The following is a 19,851-nucleotide window of genomic DNA, read 5'->3' on the forward strand; positions in this document are numbered from 1 at the left end:
GGGGGGGGGGGGGGGGGGGGGGGGGGGGGGGGGGGGGGGGGGGGGGGGGGGGGGGGGGGGGGGGGGGGCGCCGGGGGGGGGGGGGGGGGGGGGGGGGGGGGGGGGGGGGGGGGGGGGGCGCCGGCCCCCCCCCCCCCCCGCGGGCATGGGGGGGAGCGGGGCCTCAGCCGACGATGTTGTCGATGTCCTTCAGGGCCTGCTTCCAGGCCGCGGCGGCGTCGGCCTTGCCCTGCTCGACCGAGGTCAGGGCGTTGCCGAGGGCGGTGCCGATCTCGGCGCCGTGCGCGCCGAGCGGCTGCGGGGCCAGGTCGCGGGCCGACTGGGAGAAGATCTTCCCGGTGGGGGCGTCGTTGAACAGCGGGTCGGTGTGCCCGGCGATGTCGGGCTGGGTCCACAGCGCCTGGTCGGACGGGAAGTAGCCCTTCTCCTTGAACAGCCTGGCCTCCTGCTCGGGCGCGGTCAGCCACTTGGCCAGCTCGGCGGCGGCCTTGGTGTGCTTGCCGGACTTCGGCACCGTCAGGTACGAGCCGCCCCAGTTGCCGCCGCCGCCCGGAATCCGGGCGATGTCCCACGTGCCGCCGTCCGCGGGCGGGTTGGCCTTGAACTCGTAGCTCATCCAGGCCGGGCAGGCCACGGTGGCGAACTGGCTCTTCTGGAACCCGGTGTCCCAGGCCGGGGTGAACGCCTGGACGCCCGCCGACTCGCCGTCCTTGATCGCGCCCGCGACCAGGTCGAAGGACTGCTTCACGGCCGGGTTGTCGGTCACCACCACCTTGCCGGAGGCGTCGTAGAAGCCGACCGGGGCCTGCGCGACGACCGCGCTGAACAGGTTGCCGCCGCTGTCGAACCAGCGGACGTCCTTGTTCGGGCTCGCGGCCAGGAACTGCTTGCCCGCCGCCAGGTAGGACGGCCAGTCCTTCATCAGCGCCGCCACCTGGTCGCGGTCGGTGGGCAGGCCCGCCGCCTTGAACAGGTCGCTGCGGTAGCACAGCGCCATGCCGCCCATGTCGGTGCCCAGGCCGAACAGCACCTTGCCGTCCGGGCTGGAGGCGGGCGCGGTCTTCGACGGCACCCACTGGTCCTTGGAGACGCCGTTGTCCAGGAAGTTGAGGAACTTCCCGGCGTCCGGTTGGAAGCCCGCGACCTGCCCGATCTCGATCGCCTCGACGTCCGCGGTGCCGGAGCCGGCCAGCAGGTGGGCGTGCAGGTTCTGGTGGTGCGCGCCCAGGTCGGCCCGGTTCTCCTTGATGGTGACGTTCGGGTGCAGCTGCTCGTACTGCTTGTACAGGTCCGCGTAGCCGAAGTCGGAGAACAGGTTCACCGTCAGGGTGACCTTCGCGTCCGGAGCGTCCTCGGCGGAGGTGCCGCCGCCGCTGGAGCAGGCGGTCAGCGCCAGCACCAGCAGGGCGGCGCCGGCGAGCAGGCGGCCTCTCGGGCCGGTGCGGGGCAGGGAAACGGACATGGATCGGCTCCTCGCGGGGGACGGCTGGGTGGGGCGCCGGGACCACGCTTTTGGAGAGCGCTCTCCCGGTTCGGCTACCGGAGCTTGGCCGCCGCGGCCGGGCCGCGTCAAGAGGTCGGACGGGAGAAAGTCCTTCCTCTGCACGGTGTTTACCGGTACTCCGACAACGAATCAGTTGTCGCGTCTCTTGACACGGATGAAACAACGGGGCAACCATCACTGGCGAGTGAGAGAGCGCTCTCCCTGATCCGGGCACCGGCCCTCGACGGTGCCGCCCCCCCCCCCACCCGATCGGGAGCCCCGATGCCCGCACCACCCCGCGTCCCCACCCGCGCGCCCGCCGCCTCCCCCACCCGCGCGCTGGCCGCCGCCCTCGCCGCCGCGCTGGTCGCGGCCCTGCTCCTGCTGCTGCCCGCCGGCCGGGCCCAGGCCGCGCCCGTCCTGCTCTCGCAGGGGAAGACCGCGACGGCCTCCAGCACCGAGAACTACGGCACCCCCGCGTCCAACGCCGTCGACGGCGACACCGGCACCCGCTGGTCCAGCGCCGCCGCCGACCCGCAGTGGCTGCAGGTCGACCTCGGCGCGCCCGCCGCGCTCGGCTCGGTCGTCCTGCGCTGGGAGGCCGCCTACGCGAAGGGCTACCAGATCCAGCTGTCCACCGACGGCAGCACCTGGACCACCGCGTACACGACCGCCGCCGGCGCGGGCGGCACCGAGACCGTCCCGGTCACCGGCACCGCCCGCTACGTCCGCCTGTACGGCACCGCCCGGGCCACCGGATACGGCTACTCGCTCTGGGAGTTCCAGGTCTACGGCACCGCCGGGAGCGGCGACCAGGGCTGCGGCACCGCGAACGCCGCGCAGGGGAAGGCCGCGACGGCGTCCAGCACCGAGAACTACGGCACCCCCGCGTCCAACGCCGTCGACGGCGACGCGGGCACCCGCTGGTCCAGCGCCGCCGCCGACCCGCAGTGGCTGCAGGTCGACCTCGGCTCCGCGCAGAGCGTCTGCGGCACCTCCGTCAGCTGGGAGAGCGCCTACGCCAAGGCGTACCGGATCCAGCTCTCCACCGACGGCACCCACTGGACCGACGCCTGGGCCACCGCGAACGGCGCGGGCGGCACCGAGCAGCAGAGCGTCTCCGGCACCGCCCGCTACGTCCGCCTGTACGGCACCGCCCGGGCCACCGGATACGGCTACTCCGTCTGGGAGTTCCAGGTGTTCAGCGGCTCCGGCCCGAGCAGCCCGCCGCCCACCGGCACCACCCCGCCCGGGAACTGGACCACCGTGTTCAGCGACAACTTCGCCGGGAGCCGGGGGAGTTCACCCGCCACCGCGAACTGGACGGTGCGCAACGGCAGTTCGGAGCCCGGCGGCCCCGCGAACTGGGGCACCGGCGAGGTCCAGACCGACACCGCCGACCCCGCCAACGTCGCGCTCGACGGCAACGGTCACCTCGACCTGACGGCCGTCCGCGACGGCGCGGGCCACTGGACGTCCGGCCGGGTGGAGAGCGCCCGCACCGACTTCGCCGCCCCCGCCGGCGGGCAGCTGCTGATCTCCGCGCAGCTCAAGCAGCCCGGCGTCGCCGACGGCACCGGCTACTGGCCGTCCTTCCGCGCCGTCGGCGCGAACGACCGCAGCGGCGGCTGGCCCGGCACCGGCGAGACCGACCTGATGGAGGACGTCAACGGCCGCAGCCAGACCTCCGCGACCCTGCACTGCGGCACCGCCCCCGGCGGCAACTGCAACGAGTACAACGGCATGACCGCCGGACTCGCCTCCTGCCCCGGCTGCCAGAGCGACTACCGCACCTACAGCCAGGTCATCGACCGCACCGTCAGCGACGAGCAGATCCGCTGGTACCTCGACGGCCGCCAGATCTGGCAGGTCAACGAGTCCCAGGTCGGCACCGCCGACTGGAAGAACGCCGTCGACCACGGCTTCAAGCTGGTGTTCAACCTCGGCATCGGCGGCTCCTACCCCGACAGCGTCTGCGGCTGCACCACGCCCGCCACCACCACCACCACCTCCGGCGGCGCGCTCTCCATCGGCACTGTCACCGTCGCCACCACCACCGGCACCGCCCCCGCCCCGCTCGCCGACCCGCCGGTCCCCACCGGCAGGAGCACCGTCAAGGTCACCGGCGGCCAGGGCAACTGGGGCCTGAGCGTCAACGGGCAGCCCTACCAGCTCAAGGGCGTCACCTGGGGCCCGGCCCAGTCCACCGCCGACGCGCACATGCGCGACCTGAAGGCGATGGGCGTCAACACCGTCCGCACCTGGGGCACCGACGCGGCCAGCAAGCCGCTGCTCGACGCCGCCGCCGCGTACGGGCTCAAGGTGGTCAACGGCTTCTGGCTCAACCAGGGCGCCGACTACGTCAACGACACCGCCTACAAGAACAGCACCCTCGACTCGATCAAGCAGTGGGTGACCACCTACAAGGACCACCCCGGCACCCTGATGTGGGACGTCGGCAACGAGGTCATCCTCACCACCCAGGACCACGCCTACAACGGCGCCACCGTCGAGCAGGAGCGGGTCGCCTACGCCCGGTTCGTCGAGCAGGTCGCGCAGGCCATCCACGCCATCGACCCCGACCACCCGGTCACCTCCACCGACGCCTACACCGGCGCCTGGACGTACTACAAGCAGTACACCCCCAGCCTCGACCTGCTGGCCGTCAACTCCTACGGCGCGGTCTGCAACGTCAAGCAGGACTGGATCAACGGCGGCTACACCAAGCCCTACATCGTCACCGAGTCCGGCGACGCGGGGGAGTGGGAGGTCCCCAACGACGCCAACGGCGTCCCCACCCAGCCCACCGACACCCAGAAGCGCGACGGCTACACCGGCGCCTGGAACTGCATCGCCGGCCACACCGGCGTCGCGCTCGGCGCCACCCTGTTCAACTACGGCACCGAGAACGACTTCGGCGGGACCTGGTTCAACCTGATCCCCGGCGGCTGGAAGCAGCCCGCCTACTACGCCGTCGCCAAGTCCTACGGCGGCAGCGCGCAGAACGGCAACACCCCGCCGGTGATGCCGAACGTGACGCTCGGCCGCACCGCCGACGTCCCCGCCGGGGGCACCTTCACCATCGCCGCGCCCGCCACCGACCCCGACGGCGACCTGGTCCGCTACCAGCTGTACTACAGCTCCAAGTACGTGGACGGCGGCACCGGCTTCGCCCAGGTCCGCTTCACCCAGACCGACGACGGCCGGTTCACCGCCACCGCGCCCAAGACCCTCGGCGTCTGGAAGGTCTACGTCTACGCCTACGACGGCCACGGCAACGTCGGCATCGAGTCGAGGTCCTTCCGCACCGTCGCCCCCACTCCGAGCGGGACGAACGTCGCCAAGGGGAAGCCGACCACCGCCTCGACCTACCAGGCCACCGGCAACGGCGCGCCCTACCCGGCGTCCAACGCCACCGACGGCAACTGGTCCACCCGCTGGGCCAGCGAATGGGCCGACCCGCAGTGGGTCCAGGTCGACCTCGGGCAGACCACCGCGTTCAAGCACGTGCAGCTCGGCTGGGAGTCCGCCTACGGCAAGGCGTACCAGGTGCAGACCTCCACCGACGGCACCACCTGGACCACGGTGTACACCCAGGCGGCCGGCACCGGCGGCGTCGACGACTTCGACGTCAACGGCAGCGGACGCTACGTCCGGGTCACCATCACCCAGCGCGGCACCGCCTACGGCGACTCACTGTACGAGTTCGGCGTCTACGCCTGACGGTCCCGCACCACCCAGAGCCCCCGGTGCCGCGCGGCAGGGAGCGCCGCGCGGCACCGGGCCCCACCCACCCTTCCTCATCCGGAGGTCCGATGAAACACCGCACGACGCGCGGCGCGCCCCACCGCGCCGCGCTCGCCGGCACCGTCGCCGCGATCCTCGCGGCCGGCGCCCTCACCGGCGGCGTCCTCGGCCAGCAGGCCGTCGCGGCGACCGACCCGCTGATCAGCCAGTCCAAGCCGGTCACCGCCTCGTCCGTGGAGAGCGCGAGCTTCCCCGCCGCGGCCGTCGCCGACAACAACCTCGCCACCCGCTGGGCCAGCGCCTGGACCGACTCCCAGTGGGTCCAGATCGACCTGAGCGCCACCGCGAGCATCAGCCACGTCGAACTGGACTGGGAGGCCGCGTACGCCAGCGGCTACCAGCTGCAGACCAGCAACGACGCCACCACCTGGAACACCGTTTACACCAAGGCCAACGGCACCGGCGGCACCGAGCAGATCGACCTCGCCGGCAGCGGACGGTACATCAGGCTGAACCTCACCAAGCGGGCCACCGGCTACGGCTACTCGGTGGAGGAGTTCAAGGTCTACGGCCAGGTCTCCACCGCCACCACCGGCTACATCCCGGCCAACCCCCAGGTCACCGGCGCCACCCCGGCCACCGGCAACCCGGCGCACGCCTACTTCCACGAGTTCCAGGCCAACTGCACCGCCACCCACGACCTGCCCGACGACCCGATCGTCTACCCGGGCAAGCCCGGCGCCTCCCACCTGCACACCTTCATGGGCGCCCTCAACACCGACGCCAACTCCACGCTGGAGTCGCTGCAGGCCGGCACCACCAGCTGCCTCGCCCCCGGCGACAAGTCCGGCTACTGGATGCCCACCATGCTCGACGGCAGCACGCCCGTCGACCCGGTCGGCCTGCAGACCATCTACTACAAGAGCGCCATCAACGACTACACCGCCGTCCGGCCGTTCCCGCCCGGCCTGCGGTTCGTCGTCGCCAGCCCCGCCGACAGCGCCACCGACTTCACCACCCACCCCGGGTACGTGGCCGGCTGGGAGTGCGGCACCAGCTACAACACCGCCGACCTCCCGGTCTCCTGCCCCGGCGGCGGACAGGTCAACGTCCGCTTCCAGGCCCCCAGCTGCTGGAACGGCCTGTACCTCGACACCCCCGACCACAAGAGTCACATGGCCTACCCGATCAACGGCGTCTGCCCCGCCGACCACCCGGTCGCCCTGCCGATGATCGAGTTCAAGATGGCCTTCCCCGCCGACCTCGGCCACCTCGCCCAACTCCACCTCTCCAGCGGACGGGGCTTCTCCTTCCACTACGACTTCTTCAACGCCTGGGACGCGCCCACCCTGGCCGCCCTGGTGAACCACTGCATCGTCGGCGGCCTCCAGTGCAACGCCCGCGGCTACGACGAGACCCAGCCCGCCAAGGGCGCCGCGCTCAACGAGCAGTACCTTCTGCCCTGAGAGACCGCGCCCCCGGTGGCACGGCAGGCAACGCCCCTCGCACCGCCGCCCCTTGACGGGCAGTGGCCGCCTGCCGTGACACTGGCCGCGAACCCCGGCCCCGCCGCCCGGCCCCACCCGGCGGCGGGGCCGGTCCGCACCCCCACACCCGGAGGACCACCGATGAGGAACCGACCCGGCACCGGACGCCCTCCACTGCGCCCGCCACTGCGCCCGCTGCTCGCCGCGCTGGCCGTGCCGGCCGTGCTCGCCGCCGCCGCGGGCTGCGCCGCCCCCGCCGCCGCGCCTCCGCCCCCCTCGGCCTCCGCCCCCCTCTCCGCCTCCGCCCGGCCCGCCGCGCCCGCCACCCCGCCCGACCGCCCGTCCGACGCCGCCTCGATGATCTGCAACCCCTACTTCCGGCAGGAGCTGGCCGGGGCGCTCGGCACCGACATCGCCCAGCCCCTCGCCCCCACCTGGGTCGCGCACGTCTACAGCTGCGACTACCGGTACGCCACCGGCACCATGACGCTCTCCGTCAAGGAACTGCCCGACCTGGCCACCGCCACCGCCCAGTACGACGGCCTGCGCGGCAGCGCCGGGGCGGTCACCGACCTCAACGGCCTCGGCCAGGCCGCCTACCGGCGCGCCGACGGCACCACCGTGGTCCGCAAGGACGCCTTCGTGCTCACCGTCGACGTCGCCCGGCTCCCCGAGACCTTCGGCACCCCGCCGCGCAGCCGGGCCGACGCCGCCGTGCTGACCGCCACCACCGTGATGACCTGCTGGCAGGAGCACTCCTGATGCCGGGTGGTGCGGGCGGCCCGGCGGCCGACCTGTCGGACAGAAGCCCCGCAGGCTTCGAATCCACTGGGAGAGCGCTCTCCCAGCGTGCTATAAAGAGGGCCATGAGCAGCGAAGCCCTCAAGCCGGCCGCCAACCGCTCCACCACCCTGGAGGACGTGGCCCGGGTCGCGGGCGTCTCCCGGGCCACCGTCTCCCGCGTCATCAACGGCGTCCGCAACGTCGACCCGGCCATCCAGGACGCCGTCCGGCAGGCCATCACCCGCACCGGGTACGTGCCCAACAGCGCCGCCCGCTCGCTGGTCACCCGCCGCACCGGCGCGCTCGCCCTGGTCATCTCCGGCAGCGACGCCGCCGAGGGCCCCGACCACCACGTCGGCGCCGAGATCTTCGCCGACCCGTTCTTCGGACGGGTCGTCAGCGGCGTCTTCACCGGCCTGCGACCGCTCGACCTGCACCCCGTGCTGATGCTCGCCGACGGCCCCGACGCCCGCGAGAAGGCGCTCGGCTACCTGCGGCAGGGCAACGCCGACGGCGCGATGGTGGTCTCCACCCACAGCCGCGACCCGCTGCCCGCCCAACTGCTCGCCGCGGGCATCCCCACCGTCCTGTTCGGCCGCCCCCCGACGCCGCTCTCGCTGTCCTGCGTCGACCTCGACAACCGCGAGGGCGGCCGGCTCGCCGCCGCCCGCCTGCTGGCCCGCGGCCGCCGCCGGGTCGCCGCGATCTCCGGCCCGCTCGGCGTCCGCGCCGCCCGCGACCGGCTGTCCGGCTTCCGGGAGGCGATGGCCGACCACGAGATCCACCAACTCCCGCACGTCGAGGGAGACTTCACCCGCGAGGACGGGGAGCGCGCGATGGCCTCGCTGCTCCGCCGCTACCCCGACCTGGACGGCGTCTTCGCCGCCAACGACCTGATGGCCCAGGGCGCCCTGGCCGTCCTCGCCGAGCACGGCCGCCGCGTCCCCGAGGACGTCGCGGTGATCGGCTTCGACGACTCCTCCGCCGCCACCGCCGGCCGCCCCCACCTCACCACCGTCCGCCAGCCCGTCGAGGAGATGGCCGCCGAGATGACCCGCGTCCTGCTCGACCACCTCGCCCGCCCCGCCCGGGCCGCCACCACCGTCCTGTTCGAACCCGTCCTGATCGAACGCCGCTCCGCCTGACCGGCCGGGAGGCCGCCCCGCCGGGAGGCCCGCGGGGCGTCAGAGGTGGCGGGCGAACCAGGTGCGGAGTCGGTGCAGGGCGTCGAGGCGGTGGGCGCGTTCGTCCAGGCCGTGGCCCTCGCGGGGGTAGACGACGAGTTCGTGGTCGACGCCGAAGTGGCGCAGGGCGCGGTGGAAGTGGACGGCCTGGCCGAGCGGGACGTTGGTGTCCTGCTCGCCGTGCAGGAGCAGGACCGGGGTGCGGATCGCGGCGGCGTAGGAGATCGGGCTGTTCCGGTCGTGGAGGTGCGGGCCCGGGCCCTCCCAGCCGGTGCTGCCGCCGAGTTCCGCGTCCAGCAGCCCCCAGTCGCCGGTGCCGGCCTGCATGCCCCAGTCGCTGATGCCCGCGCCCATCACGGCGGCCCCGAACCGGTCGCTGCGGGCGACCGCCCAGGCCGCCAGGAAGCCGCCGTGGCTCCAGCCCGAGATGCCCAGCCGCCCGGGGTCGGCGACGCCCCGGGCCACCAGCAGGTCGATCCCGTCCAGGACGTCGTGCCACTCGTCGCCGCCGACCGCGCCCGCCGCCGTCGCGGCGAAGGCGTGGCCGTGCCCCGACCCGCCCCGGGGGTTGGGCAGGAAGACCGCGTACCCGGCGGTCGCCAGCCACTGGCCGCAGTCCACCGGGCTGAGCGCGAACTCGTCGGCGCAGCGGCCGTACGGCCCGCCGTGCACCACGGTGACCAGCGGGAACGGCCCGTCCGCCGGGCCCGTTCCGGCCGGCCGGATCAGCAGGCCGTCCAGCCGGAGCCCGTCCCGGGCCCGGTACTCCAGGCGCTCCTGGACGCCCCAGCGGACGGCCCGCAGCTCCGGCGCGGTGTCGGCGAGCCGGGTCAACTCCCCGCCGGGCGCCCCCGCGTGGACGTCCTTGGGCGCGTACGCGGTGCTCGCCAGCAGCGCGACGCCCGCCCCGGAGCGGCTCGCGGTGAGCCCCGCGAGCAGGCCCGGGAAGCGCGAGAGCCGCCGGAAGCGCAGCGACCGCGGGTCGAGCCGGTGCAGCGCGGTGTCCAGCCCGTCGGCGAACAGCGCCAGCGGCGGCCCGTCCGCGACCTGCGCCAGCTCGGCCGGGCAGTACGGCAGCCCGGCGGTGAGGTTGCGGTGCCCGGCGGCCGGACCGTGCTCCGGCACGAGGGTGTCCAGTACGGCGAGCCCGCCGACCAGGTGCGGGGGCGTCACCGCCAGGTGGGCCAGGTGCCAGCCGTCCTCGTGCCGCCACCAGACCGGGGAGCCCGCCTCCACCCCGACCGGCCCCAGCTCCCGGACGGCCGCCGACCCCGGGTCGACCAGGTCCAGCCGCGCCGTCAGGGCGCCCGCGCCCGGCTCGGCGGTGGCCAGGCTCAGCACCGCCAGCGGGCCGCCGTCCGGCCGCTGGGACAGCGCCACCACGTGCCGGTCGCCGAGGCCCGCCACGGTGCGCAGCCCGCCGGTGCCCAGGTCGAGCAGCCGCAGCCGGGCCGGTGGCAGGCGCCGGCCCCAGACCGTCGCGTCGTCGCCCTCGGCCGCCCGGCGCTCCTGCTCGGCGGTCGGCCCGTCCTCGGCGAGCAGGGCGACGGTGCGGCCGTCGAGCAGCGGCCAGTGGTCGAGGACGGCGACATGACGGTCCGTCAACTCCTGCACCGCGCCGCCGTCCCGGCCGATCCGGGCGAGCCGGACGGTGCTCCGCCCCGGGTCCTCGGCGCCGAAGAACAGCGTCGCCGAGTCCGGGGCCCACTTCGGCGCCAGGTCGGGGGACGCCCCCTCCGCCAGTCGGCGCGGGGCCGAACCGCCGTCGGCCGCCACCACCCACACCGACCCGTACGGCCGCCCGGGCCGTCCGCCGTGCCCGACCACCCCGTACGCGACCAGCAGGCCGTCCGGGGAGAGCGCGGGGGCGACGGCGGCGGCCGCGTCCACCACCAGTTCGGCGGTCGGCTCGGGTGCGGGGTGCGGCATGCGGGCGGCCTCTCGTGCGGCGGGACGGTGGGCACACATCCTGTCGGATCGTCAGGTCGGCTGCCGGGAAATCCTCCTGATCGGAGCCGTCCGGCGCCCCCCGGCATGTGGACGTGTCGTGAAGAAGGAAAAGGTGACGGGTTCTGTCACCTTTGGCGCCGATCGTTGAAGCCATGGAGAACACGAACCACACCCCGCCCCGCGACAGCCGCCCCGCCCGCCCGCTGGCAGGCCGGATCACCCTGGTCGCGGGCGCGACCCGGGGCGCGGGCCGGGCCCTGGCGGTCGAACTGGGCCGGTCCGGCGCGACGGTCTACGTGACCGGGCGGACCACCCGCGAGCGGGTCAGCGAGGTCGGCCGGCCCGGCGAGACCATCGAGGAGACCGGCGAGTTGGTGACGGCGGCCGGCGGGACGGGCATCGCGGTGCCCACCGACCACCTGGACGAGGCACAGGTCCGCGCGCTGTTCCGGCGGATCGAGCAGGAGCACGGACACCTCGACGTCCTGGTCAACGACCTGTGGGGCGCCGAACACCTGACGGCCGGGTCGATCTTCGGGAAGAAGAGCTGGGAGACGCCGCTCGCCGACGGCCTGCGGATGCTGGAACTCGGCGTCCGCTCGCACGTGATCACGGCCGCGCTCGGCCTGCCGCTGTTGGTGCGCTCCGCCGCGCCGCTGCTGGTCGAGGTCACCGACGGCACGGCCGCCACCAACCGCCGCTACCGGGAGAACCTGTACTACGACCTGGCCAAGAACGCCCCGATCCGGATGGCCTACGGGCTGGGCCAGGAACTGGCCGAGTACGGCGGCGCGGCGGTGTCCGTCACGCCGGGCTTCCTGCGCTCCGAACAGATGCTCACCCACTTCGGCGCCACCGAGGAGACCTGGCGGGACGTCATCGCCGTCGAACCGACCTTCGCCGTCGCCGAGTCCCCGCAGTACCTCGCCCGCGGGGTCGCCGCGCTGGCCGCCGACCCGGACCGGGCCGAGCGGTGGAACCGGAAGTCCACCTCCAGCGCCGAACTCGCCCGGGTCTACGGCCTCACCGACACCGACGGCAGCCGACCGGACGCCTGGGCGTACTTCGACGCGCTCGAAGCGGCTGCCGGGTCGGGGGAGCAGGTCAGGGTCGAGGACTACCGCTGAGGTCCGGCTGAGGTCCGCCGGGGCCCGGGCCCTCCGGTTCGTCGCTGCCCTCCGGTTCGTTGCCGTACAGCGCGGCGAGCTCCCGGGCCCGCCGGGCGAAGCGGGTCCGGAGTGCGGGCGGGGCCAGCACCTCGGCCTCCGCGCCCAGCGCGGCCAGCTCGGCGAACGCGATCTCCTCCGACTCCACGGCCAGGTCGAGGGTGACCCGGCCGGTGCGGTCCGGCGGCGGGGCGGCGGCCAGCGCCCGCTCCGCCGCCGCCCGGTCGGTGACCTCGGGCAGCCGCCGCGCACCCTCCGGGGACAGCCGCACCGTCACGGCGGCGCGTAGCAGGGAGAGCGCGAACCGGGCCCGCTGCTCCTGCCAGTACGCGGCCAGCTCGAAGGCTGGGTCCCGGGTGAACGGTCCGTCGGGGAGCGTGCGCAGCACGGTGATCCGGTCCGCGCGGTAGCTGCGGAACGCGCCGCCCGCGCCCTCGCCCGTGCCGCCCGCGCCCTCGCCCGCGCCGCCCCCGGCATCGCCCGCGCCGTCCGGGGCATCGCCCACCCGGCCCACCAGGTACCAGACGCCCGCCTTCAGCACCAGCCCGTACGGCTCCACCCGGCGGGCCGGTCCCGGCTCGCGCCCCGGGCGGGCGTAGGCCAACTCGACCGCCAGGTCCGCCCGGACGGCCCGGGCCAGCTCCGGCAGCAGCTCGGGCGCGGACGGTTCGCGGAACCAGGCCGGCGCGTCCAGGTGGAAGCGCCGCACCGAGGACTCGGCGGCCGCCCGCAGCGAGGGCAGCAGCGTGGCGGACAGCTTCAACCGGGCGGTGTCGGCCGCGTCCGAGAGCCCGAGGTCGCGCAGCGCGCCCGGCAGCCCGGACAGGTACAGCGTCTCGGCCTCGGAAGGACGCAAGGTGGTGAGCCTGGTCCGGTGCCCGGGGGCGAGTCGGTAGCCCCCGGCTCGTCCCCGCTCCGCCACCACCGGCACCCCGGCCTCCTGGAGCGCCTGCACGTCCCGGATCACCGTCCGCCCGGACACCCCCAGCTCCCGCCCCACCTCGGCCGCCGTCAGCCCGGGAGCCGACTGCAGCAGGAGCGCCATACGAATCAACCGGGCAGCACGCATCGCCCCAGCATCCCCGATCCGCACCCCGCCCCGCGCCCAGGGCCCGTCTTCGGGCCCGCCCACCCCACGGCTCCCGGCACACCGAGAGCACGCACCGGCCACCGCGGGGCCGCAGGCGGCGTCGGCGTCAGGCACTGGGGGCGGGCACCGGGGGTGCAGCCGCAGCGCGTCCCGGCCGTCGGGGTCGTCGCCGACGCGGCCCGCAGGTTCTCCGGCTTCGCGGAGACCGTCGAGGCGTGGCGCCGCTGGGGCCTGTCGTCGCCCCCGGACGTCCGGTCGGACAGGCACCGGAACACCGTCCCCGCCCGCGGAGGTCCGGTTCGGGGCAGTCGAGGCCGCCGTCGCGGAGCGGGCCGGTCCGCCCGGGACCCGCCCCATGCTGCTGATATGAGAGGTTTGTCCTGTTCATCCAGATCGGCGGGCGGAGAGGTGCGGCACGGCATGGGACGGTGGGGCGGTACGCAGGCGGCGGGCCCGAAGCGGGACACCAGGGCGCCGGACGACGAGGCCCGCTGGTTCCGGACCCTGCTCCGCGTGGGTTTCCTCCTGCTGCTCGGCTCCTCGCTGGCCCGCTTCCTGATGCGGCACACCGGCGGGACCGCGCCCTGGGTGGTCGCGCTCGCCGCCGTCCTGGCGGTGCTGTACGCGGCCGAGCCGGCGCCCGCCACCGACCGCACCCGCCGGTACCTCTGGCTGGGGGCCTGCTCGGCGGTCTGGATCGCGGTCGTGTTCCTCGCCCCGAGCTTCGCCTGGTGCTCGATCCCCCTCTTCTACCTGGCGCTGCGCAATCTGCGCCCGCCGGCCGCGGCCTGCTGCATCGGCCTGTTCACGGTGGTGTCGGTCACCGCGCAGCTGCGGCTGGCCGGCCGTTTCGAGTTCGACGTCCTGCTCGCCCCGCCCGCCGTCGCCGCGATCTGCGTCGCCGTCTTCGTCCGCATGGACCAGCAGACCGCGCGGCAGCGCGAACTGGTCGCGGACCTGGTCCGCACCCGGCGCGAACTCGCCGCGACCGAGCGCCGCGAGGGCACCCTCGCCGAGCGGCAGCGACTCTCCATGGAGATCCACGACACCCTCGCGCAGGGCCTGTCCAGCCAGCGGATGCTGCTCCAGGCCGCCGACCGCACCTGGCGCTCGGACCCGGAGACGGCCCACCGGCACGTGCGCGCGGCCGGTGCGATCGCCGACCACAACCTCACCGAGGCCCGCCGCTTCGTCCACGATCTCGCCCCCGCGGACCTTGCCGGGGGCGGCGGCCTGGACGAGGCGCTGCGCACCCTGGCCCGCCGGGAGTCCGCCACCGGGCTGACGGTCCGCTGCCACATCGAGGGCGTTCCGGCCCACCCCCTGCCCGAGCGGGTCCAGTCGGCGCTGCTGCGGATCGCGCAGGGCGCGCTGGCGAACGTGCGGGAGCACGCGGACGCCCGTAACGCCGTGCTCACCCTGACCTACCTCGACGAGCAAGTGGTCCTCGACGTCGCCGACGACGGCCGGGGCTTCGACCCGACCGCCGTCCGTCCGGACGGCGGGGTGCGGGGCCACGGGCTGCCGGCCATCCGCACCCGGGCCTCCCGGCTCGGCGGCACGCTGACCGTGGAGTCGGCGCCCGGCGAGGGCACGGTGCTGTCGGCCGCCCTCCCGCTGGCGGCCTGATCGGACCGCAGCCCGGTCGACAGCACGTCCCGGAGCGGCAGGTCGGCAACGGCCGACCGGGGGCACCTGGCCCCGCCCGCCCGGACGAGACCCGAAGGAGAGGGCCTAGCGGCACCACTCCTCGACGGTCTCCGGGAAGCCGGGGAACTCGCGGGCCGCGTCGGCGAGGATCTCGGCGGCCGGGCGGCGGCGGTCCGGGGCGTGCTGTTCGGCGACGGCGGTGCGCGGGGCGTCCGGGCGGACGTCCTCGGGGTCGCGCAGGCCCAGGGTGAGCTCGGCCGGGCCGAGGCCCGCCGCGAGCAGCCAGAGGAAGTCGGGCAGGTCCCGGGCGACGACGGCGGTCTCGCCCTCCGAGCCGAGGAACACCACCGGCTGCTCCGCCAACTCCCGCCCCTCGCGCACCAGCCAGAGCGCGGCGTACCCGCCCGTCCCGTCCTGGGCGAAGACCCGGAACAGGTCGCCGGTCAGCTCCTCGTTGCCCGTCCAGGACCGGAGCCAGTCGGTGGTCTCCGCCGCCGACAGGAAGGCGTCGAACGCCTCCAGGTCCATCCCCTCCCCGTCCAGGTAGGGGAACTCGTCGGCCAGCGCGGCCGCCAGGGCCGCGGGGAACGCCCGCGTCTCGTCGCTCTGCATGCCCACAGGCTACGGCCCCGCGCCGACACCCCGGTCCGGGCGGGCGCGGCGCGGCAGGTGGAGCAGGTGCGGGCGCGGGACGTCGACAGCGCCCGCCAGCAGGAGGGGCGGAGCCGGCCGAGGAGATCCGCGAGGCGGGCGCCTTGGTCCGGCGCACCGACGGGGGAGACCGACCCGGTCGAGGACCGACCCCGCTTCCCCGGCCCGAATTCCCGGTGACAACCCCCGTCCTCCGGCAGGAGACTGGCGGCGCACGGGCGGAACGCGGGGGAGCACGGGGAGGACGGGGCATGGCACTGCCGAAGAAGGGCGCGCGACGGATCGTCGTGGACGGTGTCGAGTACCGCTGGCGGGTCAGCAGTCCGCACTGGTGCTGCGCCTACGACACCACCACCCTCGGGTACGCGGTGGAGGACGCCGCCACCCCCGGCACGACCCTGGTGGTGGAGACCGGCCGCCCGCAGGTCCACCCGCCCTCCCCGGTACCCGCCGAGCTGGTCCTGCCGCGCGAGGTCGCCGCGGGCATCCGGGCCGCCCGGGCGCAGGGCTGGACGCCGACCGCCCAGGGCCCGTCGTTCCGGCTCCGGCACTCCGGGGCGGGGGAGCAGGAGTGAGCGGGACGGCCGAGGTCCGGCTGGCCCTGACGGTGCGTGACCTGACCCTGGCGGACGTCCCGTTCTGCGACTGGGCCGGCTCGCCCAAGCACGTCCGGGAGCTGGCGGGGAAGGTCCGCCGGGCCGAGGCCGGGGAGATCGACTACCTCGCGGTGTGCACGCCGACCGGGCACCCCGTCGCGCTCGGGGGAGTGGACTACGCCCCCGCGCCCGGCGCCGGCACGCTCTGGCAGCTCGGCGTCCACCCCGCGCTGCGCTCCTGCGGCATCGGCACCCTGCTGGTCCGCGCCGCCGAGCGGCGGATCACCGCCCGCGGCCTCACCCGCGCCGAACTCGGCGTCGAGGAGGACAACCCGCGCGCCCGCGCCCTCTACGAACGCCTCGGCTACCGGGCGTACGGCCGCGCCCCCGACGGCTGGGACGTCGAGGGCGAGGACGGCACGCTGCGGCGGTACGAGACGGTGTGCGTGCTGATGCGCAAGGAGCTGGCGCCGTAGCCGAGCGGGGCCGGTCGGCCCTACCAGACCGGGGCGACCAGCGCGCCGGTCGCGGCGTCGCGGACGGCGATCGCCTCGACCGGGCACAGCTCGGCGGCCTCGGTCAGCTCCTCGGACGGGCCGGTCTCCGAACGGGCGGGCGCGGCACGGCCGTTGGCGGCGAGCAGCAGGTCGGTCGGGGCGGTGCGGGCGCACAGGCCGCTGCCGATGCAGCGGACCTGGTCGACCGTCACCACCAGCCGGGGCGCGTCCGTCACCAGGCCACCTCCAGCCGCAGCGGGCTGCGGGTGACCAGGCCGGTGCGCCACTCGATCTCCTCGACCGGGCCGGCCAGCCGCAGCCCCGGCAGCACCCGGGCCAGGTGGTGCAGGCCGAGTTCGAGCTCCATCCGGGCCAGCCAGGCGCCCAGGCAGTGGTGCGGGCCCGCGCCGAAGGTCAGCGACGGGGTGCCCAGCGGCGCGAACAGGTCGAGCGGCCCCGGCGGGTAGACCTCCGGGTCGGCGTTGGCGGTGATCATGTCGGCCGCGACGATCGCGCCCGCCGGGATGGTCACCCCGCCGATCTCCAGGTCCGCGGTGGCCCGGCGCAGCGCGCCCGGCCCGCTGGTCCGGTCGCCGAGCGGAATGGTCCGCAGCAGCTGCTCGGTCGCCGCCGTGGCCGCCGCCAGGTCCGTGCCGATCCGCCGCCAGGCCGCGCCGCGCTGCGGGTCGAGCAGGTACACCAGGGCGTTGCCGAAGCTGGTCATGGTGGTCTCGTGGCCGGCGATCACCAACCCGATGGTGAGCGAGGTGATCTGGGCCTCCGTCATGCCGCCGGTCTGGTCGGCGGCCTGCACCAGCGAACTCACCAGGTCCTCGCCCGGGTTCTTCCGCCGGGCCTGCACCAGCTGGTACCCGAACGCGCCGAACTCGCGCAGCGCCGCCCCGATCTCCTCCGCGGTGTAGGCCGTGGTCGACAGCGCGTGGTCGCTCCACCAGCTGATCCGCTCGACGTCCAGCCCCTCCAGCTCCATCAGCCGGCTGATCACCCGCACCGGCAGCGGCTTGGTGAGCGCCCCGATCACCTCGGCGGGCGAACCGGAGCCGGCCAGGTCGTCCACCAGCTCCCGCACCACGGCGTCCACCCACGGCCGCCAGCGCTCGATCGCACGTGGCGTGAAAGCGCGCTGGACGGTGCGCCGGATCGCCTGGTGGTCCGGCCCGTCGCTGTTCAGGATCGAGGACGGGTCGTCCAGGATGTTCGGCGTCAGGGTGATCGGCGGCGCGTCCGGCGCGTACAGCGAGGACCGGCCGAGGTCCGGGTGGGCCAGTGCCTGGCGGACGTCCGCGTGCCTGGTCAGCACCCACACCGGCGTCCCGGTCGGCAGCGCGGCCAGCCGGGGCGGGCCGGGCTCGGCGCGCAGCATGCAGTGCAGCGGCGCCAGCGGCGGCGAATCGGGGGCATCGGTGGGCGTGTCGGTGGTCATCCGTCCTCCTGGCAGGGGGCCCGCGGATCGGGACCGCCGACGACCGGCGGTCCCTCCCCCGACGGTATGCGGCCCACCGCCCTCCCGAGTAGGACGTAAACCGGCCACCCGTGACACGTCAACACCCGTTCCCCGGGCGGATGTTCGTTCGAAGGCGGGGCTACTCGGCGACCAGCGCCAGGGCCTCGACCTCGATCAGCACCTCCGGCAGGAACAGCGCCGCCACCTGCACCGCCGAACTCGCCGGCGGCCGGGCGGTGTCCACGTACGCGTCCCGGGCCTTGCGGACCGCCGGGAGGAAGGCGATGTCGGTGACGAAGACGGTCAGCTTCACGACGTCCGAGAAGTCCGCGCCGGCCGCCGCCAGGCAGCGCCGCAGGTTCTCGAACACCTGGCGGGCCTGCGCCTCCGGATCGCCGGGCCCGACCAGCTTCCGCTCCTCGTCGAAGGCGACCTGCCCGGAGACCTGGACCAGCCGGCCCGTGCCGGTGACCACCTGGGTGTAGCCGGTGCCCGGCGCGACGCCCGGCGGTTCGGTGATGTGGGTGAGGTGAGAGCTGCTCATGGTCCCCATCCTCGCCCGCCGCGCCCGGGCGCCGCACCCCGTTTTGACGCTGCGTCGGCCTTCAGCAGCAGGTTGGCCTTCGGCGGCGGGCCGGCCCTCGACGCCGGGTCAGCCCTCGACGGCCGGCAGCTCGCGGAGGAACGGCAGGTCGGCGGCGCCGAGCCGGTCGCGCGGCCCGCCCGCCCGCAGCACCACGTCCAGCACCGCGTCCGGGTCGCAGGCGTAACCGCCGCTCGCCCAGGCCGCGTTGGCCTCCACCACCGCCCAGCCGGACCCGGTGCGGCCGACGTCCACCACCGCGGCGCTCGGCAGCGGGGCGACGGCCGCGGCCGCCGCCAGCACCTCGGCGGCGAACGCCAGCACCTCCGGCCCCTCCGCCCCCGGCCCGGCCACCGCCAGGTCGCCGTCCACCGCGTACCGGGAGACCGCCCGCACCGCGCCGTCCAGCACGAACAGCCGGAACTCGGACGCGAACCGCACCACCTCGCTCACCAGCACCGGCGTGTCCCCGTCCAGCAGCTCCGGGCCGGGCAGCCCCGCGCCGTCCCGGTACACCCGGGCCGCGAAGTGCTTGTCCGCCGGGGCCTTCACGAACGCCGGCGAACGCAGCGCCCGGGCCTCGGCGAGCGTGCCGAACCGCACCCGGCGGCCGGTCAGCTCGCGCGGCAGCGCCACCAGCCAGTCCGCGGCCGGCTCCAGCAGCCCCAGCCCGAACACCCCGCCGACCGCGTCCGCGAACAGCGGCCCGCCGTACAGGTGCACCGCCCCGCCCAGCAGCTCCGCCGGGGCCCGCCAGGACGGCGCCGTGAACGCCCGCAGCCCGCGCCGCCCCGCGGCGGTGCGCAACTGCAGGCCCGTCTCGTTGATCCGGGGCGCGAGCAGCAGGGTGGCGGTGTCGGTGGTCATGCCGCCGATCATCCCCCTTCGCCGGGCCGCGGGCGACGGGGTTTCCGGACCCGACGGTGCGCCGGAGGTCGTGACGGGGGTCGCACCGGGCGGCGCGTCGGGCGGCGCGTCGGGGCGCGTCGGGGCGCGTCGGAGGGCGCGTCAGAGGTCGCGGCGCATCGCCAGGCGGGGCCGGCGGTCGAGACCGTGCGCCGCCTCGCGGGCCCGGACCAGGCGCAGCCCCGGGGTCAGCTCGGCCTCCGGGACGGCGGAGAACCCGCAACGCCGGTAGTACGGGGCGTTCCAGGGCACCTCGGCGAAGGTGGTCAGGGTCAGCGCGGGCACGCCCTCGGCCCGGGCCAGGTCCGCGAGGTGCTCGATCATGGCCCGGCCGACGCCCCGGCGGGCCGCGTCCGGGTGCACGGACACCTGCTCGACGTGGAGCGCCCCGTCGATCCGCTCGGCGACCAGGTAGCCGACCGGGCGGTCCGCGCCGTCCACCGCCACCCAGGCCAGACCGGCCCCCAGGTACGCCGTCAACTCCTCGACCGAGAACGGCTCGTCGTCCGCGACCCAGTCCATGCCGACCTCGCGGAAGACGGCCCCCGCCGCCCGTTCGATCTCCTGGAGCAGGGGCAGTTCCCCGGGCCGGACCTCACGCACGCGCATGGCC

At 75.3% G+C, this 19,851-nt stretch carries 16 protein-coding genes and 2 pseudogenes; 9 read left to right on the forward strand and 9 right to left on the reverse strand.

All coding sequences use genetic code 11. From position 1 onward, the window contains the following. Positions 1–163 precede the first annotated feature (163 nt). Entirely contained in the window at positions 164–1,462 is a 1,299-nt protein-coding gene (locus tag ACIQBJ_RS31235; protein ID WP_400717326.1) for an extracellular solute-binding protein, read from the reverse strand. 303 nt (positions 1,463–1,765) lie between these two features. Here ACIQBJ_RS31235 and ACIQBJ_RS31240 point away from each other — a divergent pair, with 303 nt between their 5' ends. The 5 genes and pseudogenes from ACIQBJ_RS31240 to ACIQBJ_RS31260 all read left to right on the forward strand — a co-directional run bounded on the left by ACIQBJ_RS31240 (position 1,766) and on the right by ACIQBJ_RS31260 (position 8,645). Continuing rightward, positions 1,766–5,206, forward strand: a complete 3,441-nt coding sequence (locus ACIQBJ_RS31240) for a discoidin domain-containing protein (RefSeq protein ID WP_400717329.1) — start codon at positions 1,766–1,768, stop codon at positions 5,204–5,206. Positions 5,207–5,298: 92 nt separating this feature from the next. After that, positions 5,299–5,766, forward strand: a pseudogene (locus tag ACIQBJ_RS31245) (discoidin domain-containing protein); the annotation flags it as partial. A 57-nt stretch (positions 5,767–5,823) separates the two neighbouring features. After that, positions 5,824–6,696 (forward strand): annotated as a pseudogene (locus tag ACIQBJ_RS31250) (DUF1996 domain-containing protein); the annotation flags it as partial. A gap of 162 nt (positions 6,697–6,858) precedes the next feature. Beyond that, complete coding sequence (locus ACIQBJ_RS31255; protein ID WP_400717331.1) at positions 6,859–7,479, forward strand: hypothetical protein; 621 nt, start codon at positions 6,859–6,861, stop codon at positions 7,477–7,479. A 104-nt stretch (positions 7,480–7,583) separates the two neighbouring features. Then, positions 7,584–8,645 (forward strand): LacI family DNA-binding transcriptional regulator, encoded by a 1,062-nt coding sequence (locus ACIQBJ_RS31260; RefSeq protein ID WP_400717333.1) that lies wholly within the window; start codon positions 7,584–7,586, stop codon positions 8,643–8,645. Between the two features lie 39 nt (positions 8,646–8,684). Here the strand turns inward: ACIQBJ_RS31260 and ACIQBJ_RS31265 are convergent, their stop codons facing one another. Beyond that, positions 8,685–10,613 carry a S9 family peptidase gene (locus tag ACIQBJ_RS31265; RefSeq protein ID WP_400717335.1) on the reverse strand — a complete coding sequence of 643 codons (1,929 nt, stop codon included), beginning with the start codon at positions 10,611–10,613 and terminating at the stop codon, positions 8,685–8,687. A 173-nt stretch (positions 10,614–10,786) separates the two neighbouring features. Here ACIQBJ_RS31265 and ACIQBJ_RS31270 point away from each other — a divergent pair, with 173 nt between their 5' ends. Then, positions 10,787–11,761 carry an SDR family oxidoreductase gene (locus ACIQBJ_RS31270; RefSeq protein WP_400717337.1) on the forward strand — a complete coding sequence of 325 codons (975 nt, stop codon included), beginning with the start codon at positions 10,787–10,789 and terminating at the stop codon, positions 11,759–11,761. On the opposite strand, the gene ACIQBJ_RS31275 is transcribed toward ACIQBJ_RS31270, so the two are convergent. Next, positions 11,739–12,869: a helix-turn-helix transcriptional regulator gene (locus tag ACIQBJ_RS31275; protein WP_400717339.1), complete on the reverse strand. Its 1,131-nt coding sequence runs from the start codon at positions 12,867–12,869 to the stop codon at positions 11,739–11,741. The genes ACIQBJ_RS31270 and ACIQBJ_RS31275 overlap by 23 nt on opposite strands. Before the next feature lie 534 nt (positions 12,870–13,403). Here ACIQBJ_RS31275 and ACIQBJ_RS31280 point away from each other — a divergent pair. After that, the gene (locus tag ACIQBJ_RS31280; RefSeq protein WP_400717341.1) at positions 13,404–14,519 is read left to right on the forward strand and encodes a sensor histidine kinase; all 1,116 of its coding nucleotides are present in this window, start codon (positions 13,404–13,406) and stop codon (positions 14,517–14,519) included. Between the two features lie 105 nt (positions 14,520–14,624). Here ACIQBJ_RS31280 and ACIQBJ_RS31285 read toward each other — a convergent pair whose 3' ends face one another. Continuing rightward, positions 14,625–15,152 carry an SMI1/KNR4 family protein gene (locus tag ACIQBJ_RS31285; protein ID WP_400717343.1) on the reverse strand — a complete coding sequence of 176 codons (528 nt, stop codon included), beginning with the start codon at positions 15,150–15,152 and terminating at the stop codon, positions 14,625–14,627. Positions 15,153–15,442: 290 nt separating this feature from the next. Here ACIQBJ_RS31285 and ACIQBJ_RS31290 point away from each other — a divergent pair, with 290 nt between their 5' ends. Then, complete coding sequence (locus tag ACIQBJ_RS31290) at positions 15,443–15,766, forward strand: hypothetical protein (RefSeq protein WP_400717345.1); 324 nt, start codon at positions 15,443–15,445, stop codon at positions 15,764–15,766. Then, a complete protein-coding gene (locus tag ACIQBJ_RS31295) occupies positions 15,763–16,263 on the forward strand; it encodes a GNAT family N-acetyltransferase (protein WP_400717347.1) in 501 nt (166 codons plus the stop codon). Before ACIQBJ_RS31290 ends, ACIQBJ_RS31295 begins: the two co-directional genes overlap by 4 nt. Before the next feature lie 20 nt (positions 16,264–16,283). Here the strand turns inward: ACIQBJ_RS31295 and ACIQBJ_RS31300 are convergent, their stop codons facing one another. From ACIQBJ_RS31300 to ACIQBJ_RS31320, 5 genes are all read right to left on the reverse strand, one after another. Further along, complete coding sequence (locus tag ACIQBJ_RS31300) at positions 16,284–16,520, reverse strand: ferredoxin (protein ID WP_400717349.1); 237 nt, start codon at positions 16,518–16,520, stop codon at positions 16,284–16,286. Beyond that, complete coding sequence (locus ACIQBJ_RS31305; RefSeq protein WP_400717351.1) at positions 16,517–17,728, reverse strand: cytochrome P450; 1,212 nt, start codon at positions 17,726–17,728, stop codon at positions 16,517–16,519. Before ACIQBJ_RS31305 ends, ACIQBJ_RS31300 begins: the two co-directional genes overlap by 4 nt. A 160-nt stretch (positions 17,729–17,888) precedes the next feature. Continuing rightward, a complete protein-coding gene (locus tag ACIQBJ_RS31310; protein WP_400717353.1) occupies positions 17,889–18,293 on the reverse strand; it encodes a RidA family protein in 405 nt (134 codons plus the stop codon). A gap of 108 nt (positions 18,294–18,401) precedes the next feature. After that, positions 18,402–19,199 carry an ATP-grasp domain-containing protein gene (locus ACIQBJ_RS31315; protein WP_400717356.1) on the reverse strand — a complete coding sequence of 266 codons (798 nt, stop codon included), beginning with the start codon at positions 19,197–19,199 and terminating at the stop codon, positions 18,402–18,404. 141 nt (positions 19,200–19,340) lie between these two features. After that, a complete protein-coding gene (locus tag ACIQBJ_RS31320; RefSeq protein ID WP_400717358.1) occupies positions 19,341–19,847 on the reverse strand; it encodes a GNAT family N-acetyltransferase in 507 nt (168 codons plus the stop codon). Between the last annotated feature and the right edge of the window lie 4 nt (positions 19,848–19,851).

The organism is Kitasatospora sp. NPDC088391, assembly GCF_044753345.1.
Classification (GTDB): Bacteria; Actinomycetota; Actinomycetes; order Streptomycetales; family Streptomycetaceae; genus Kitasatospora.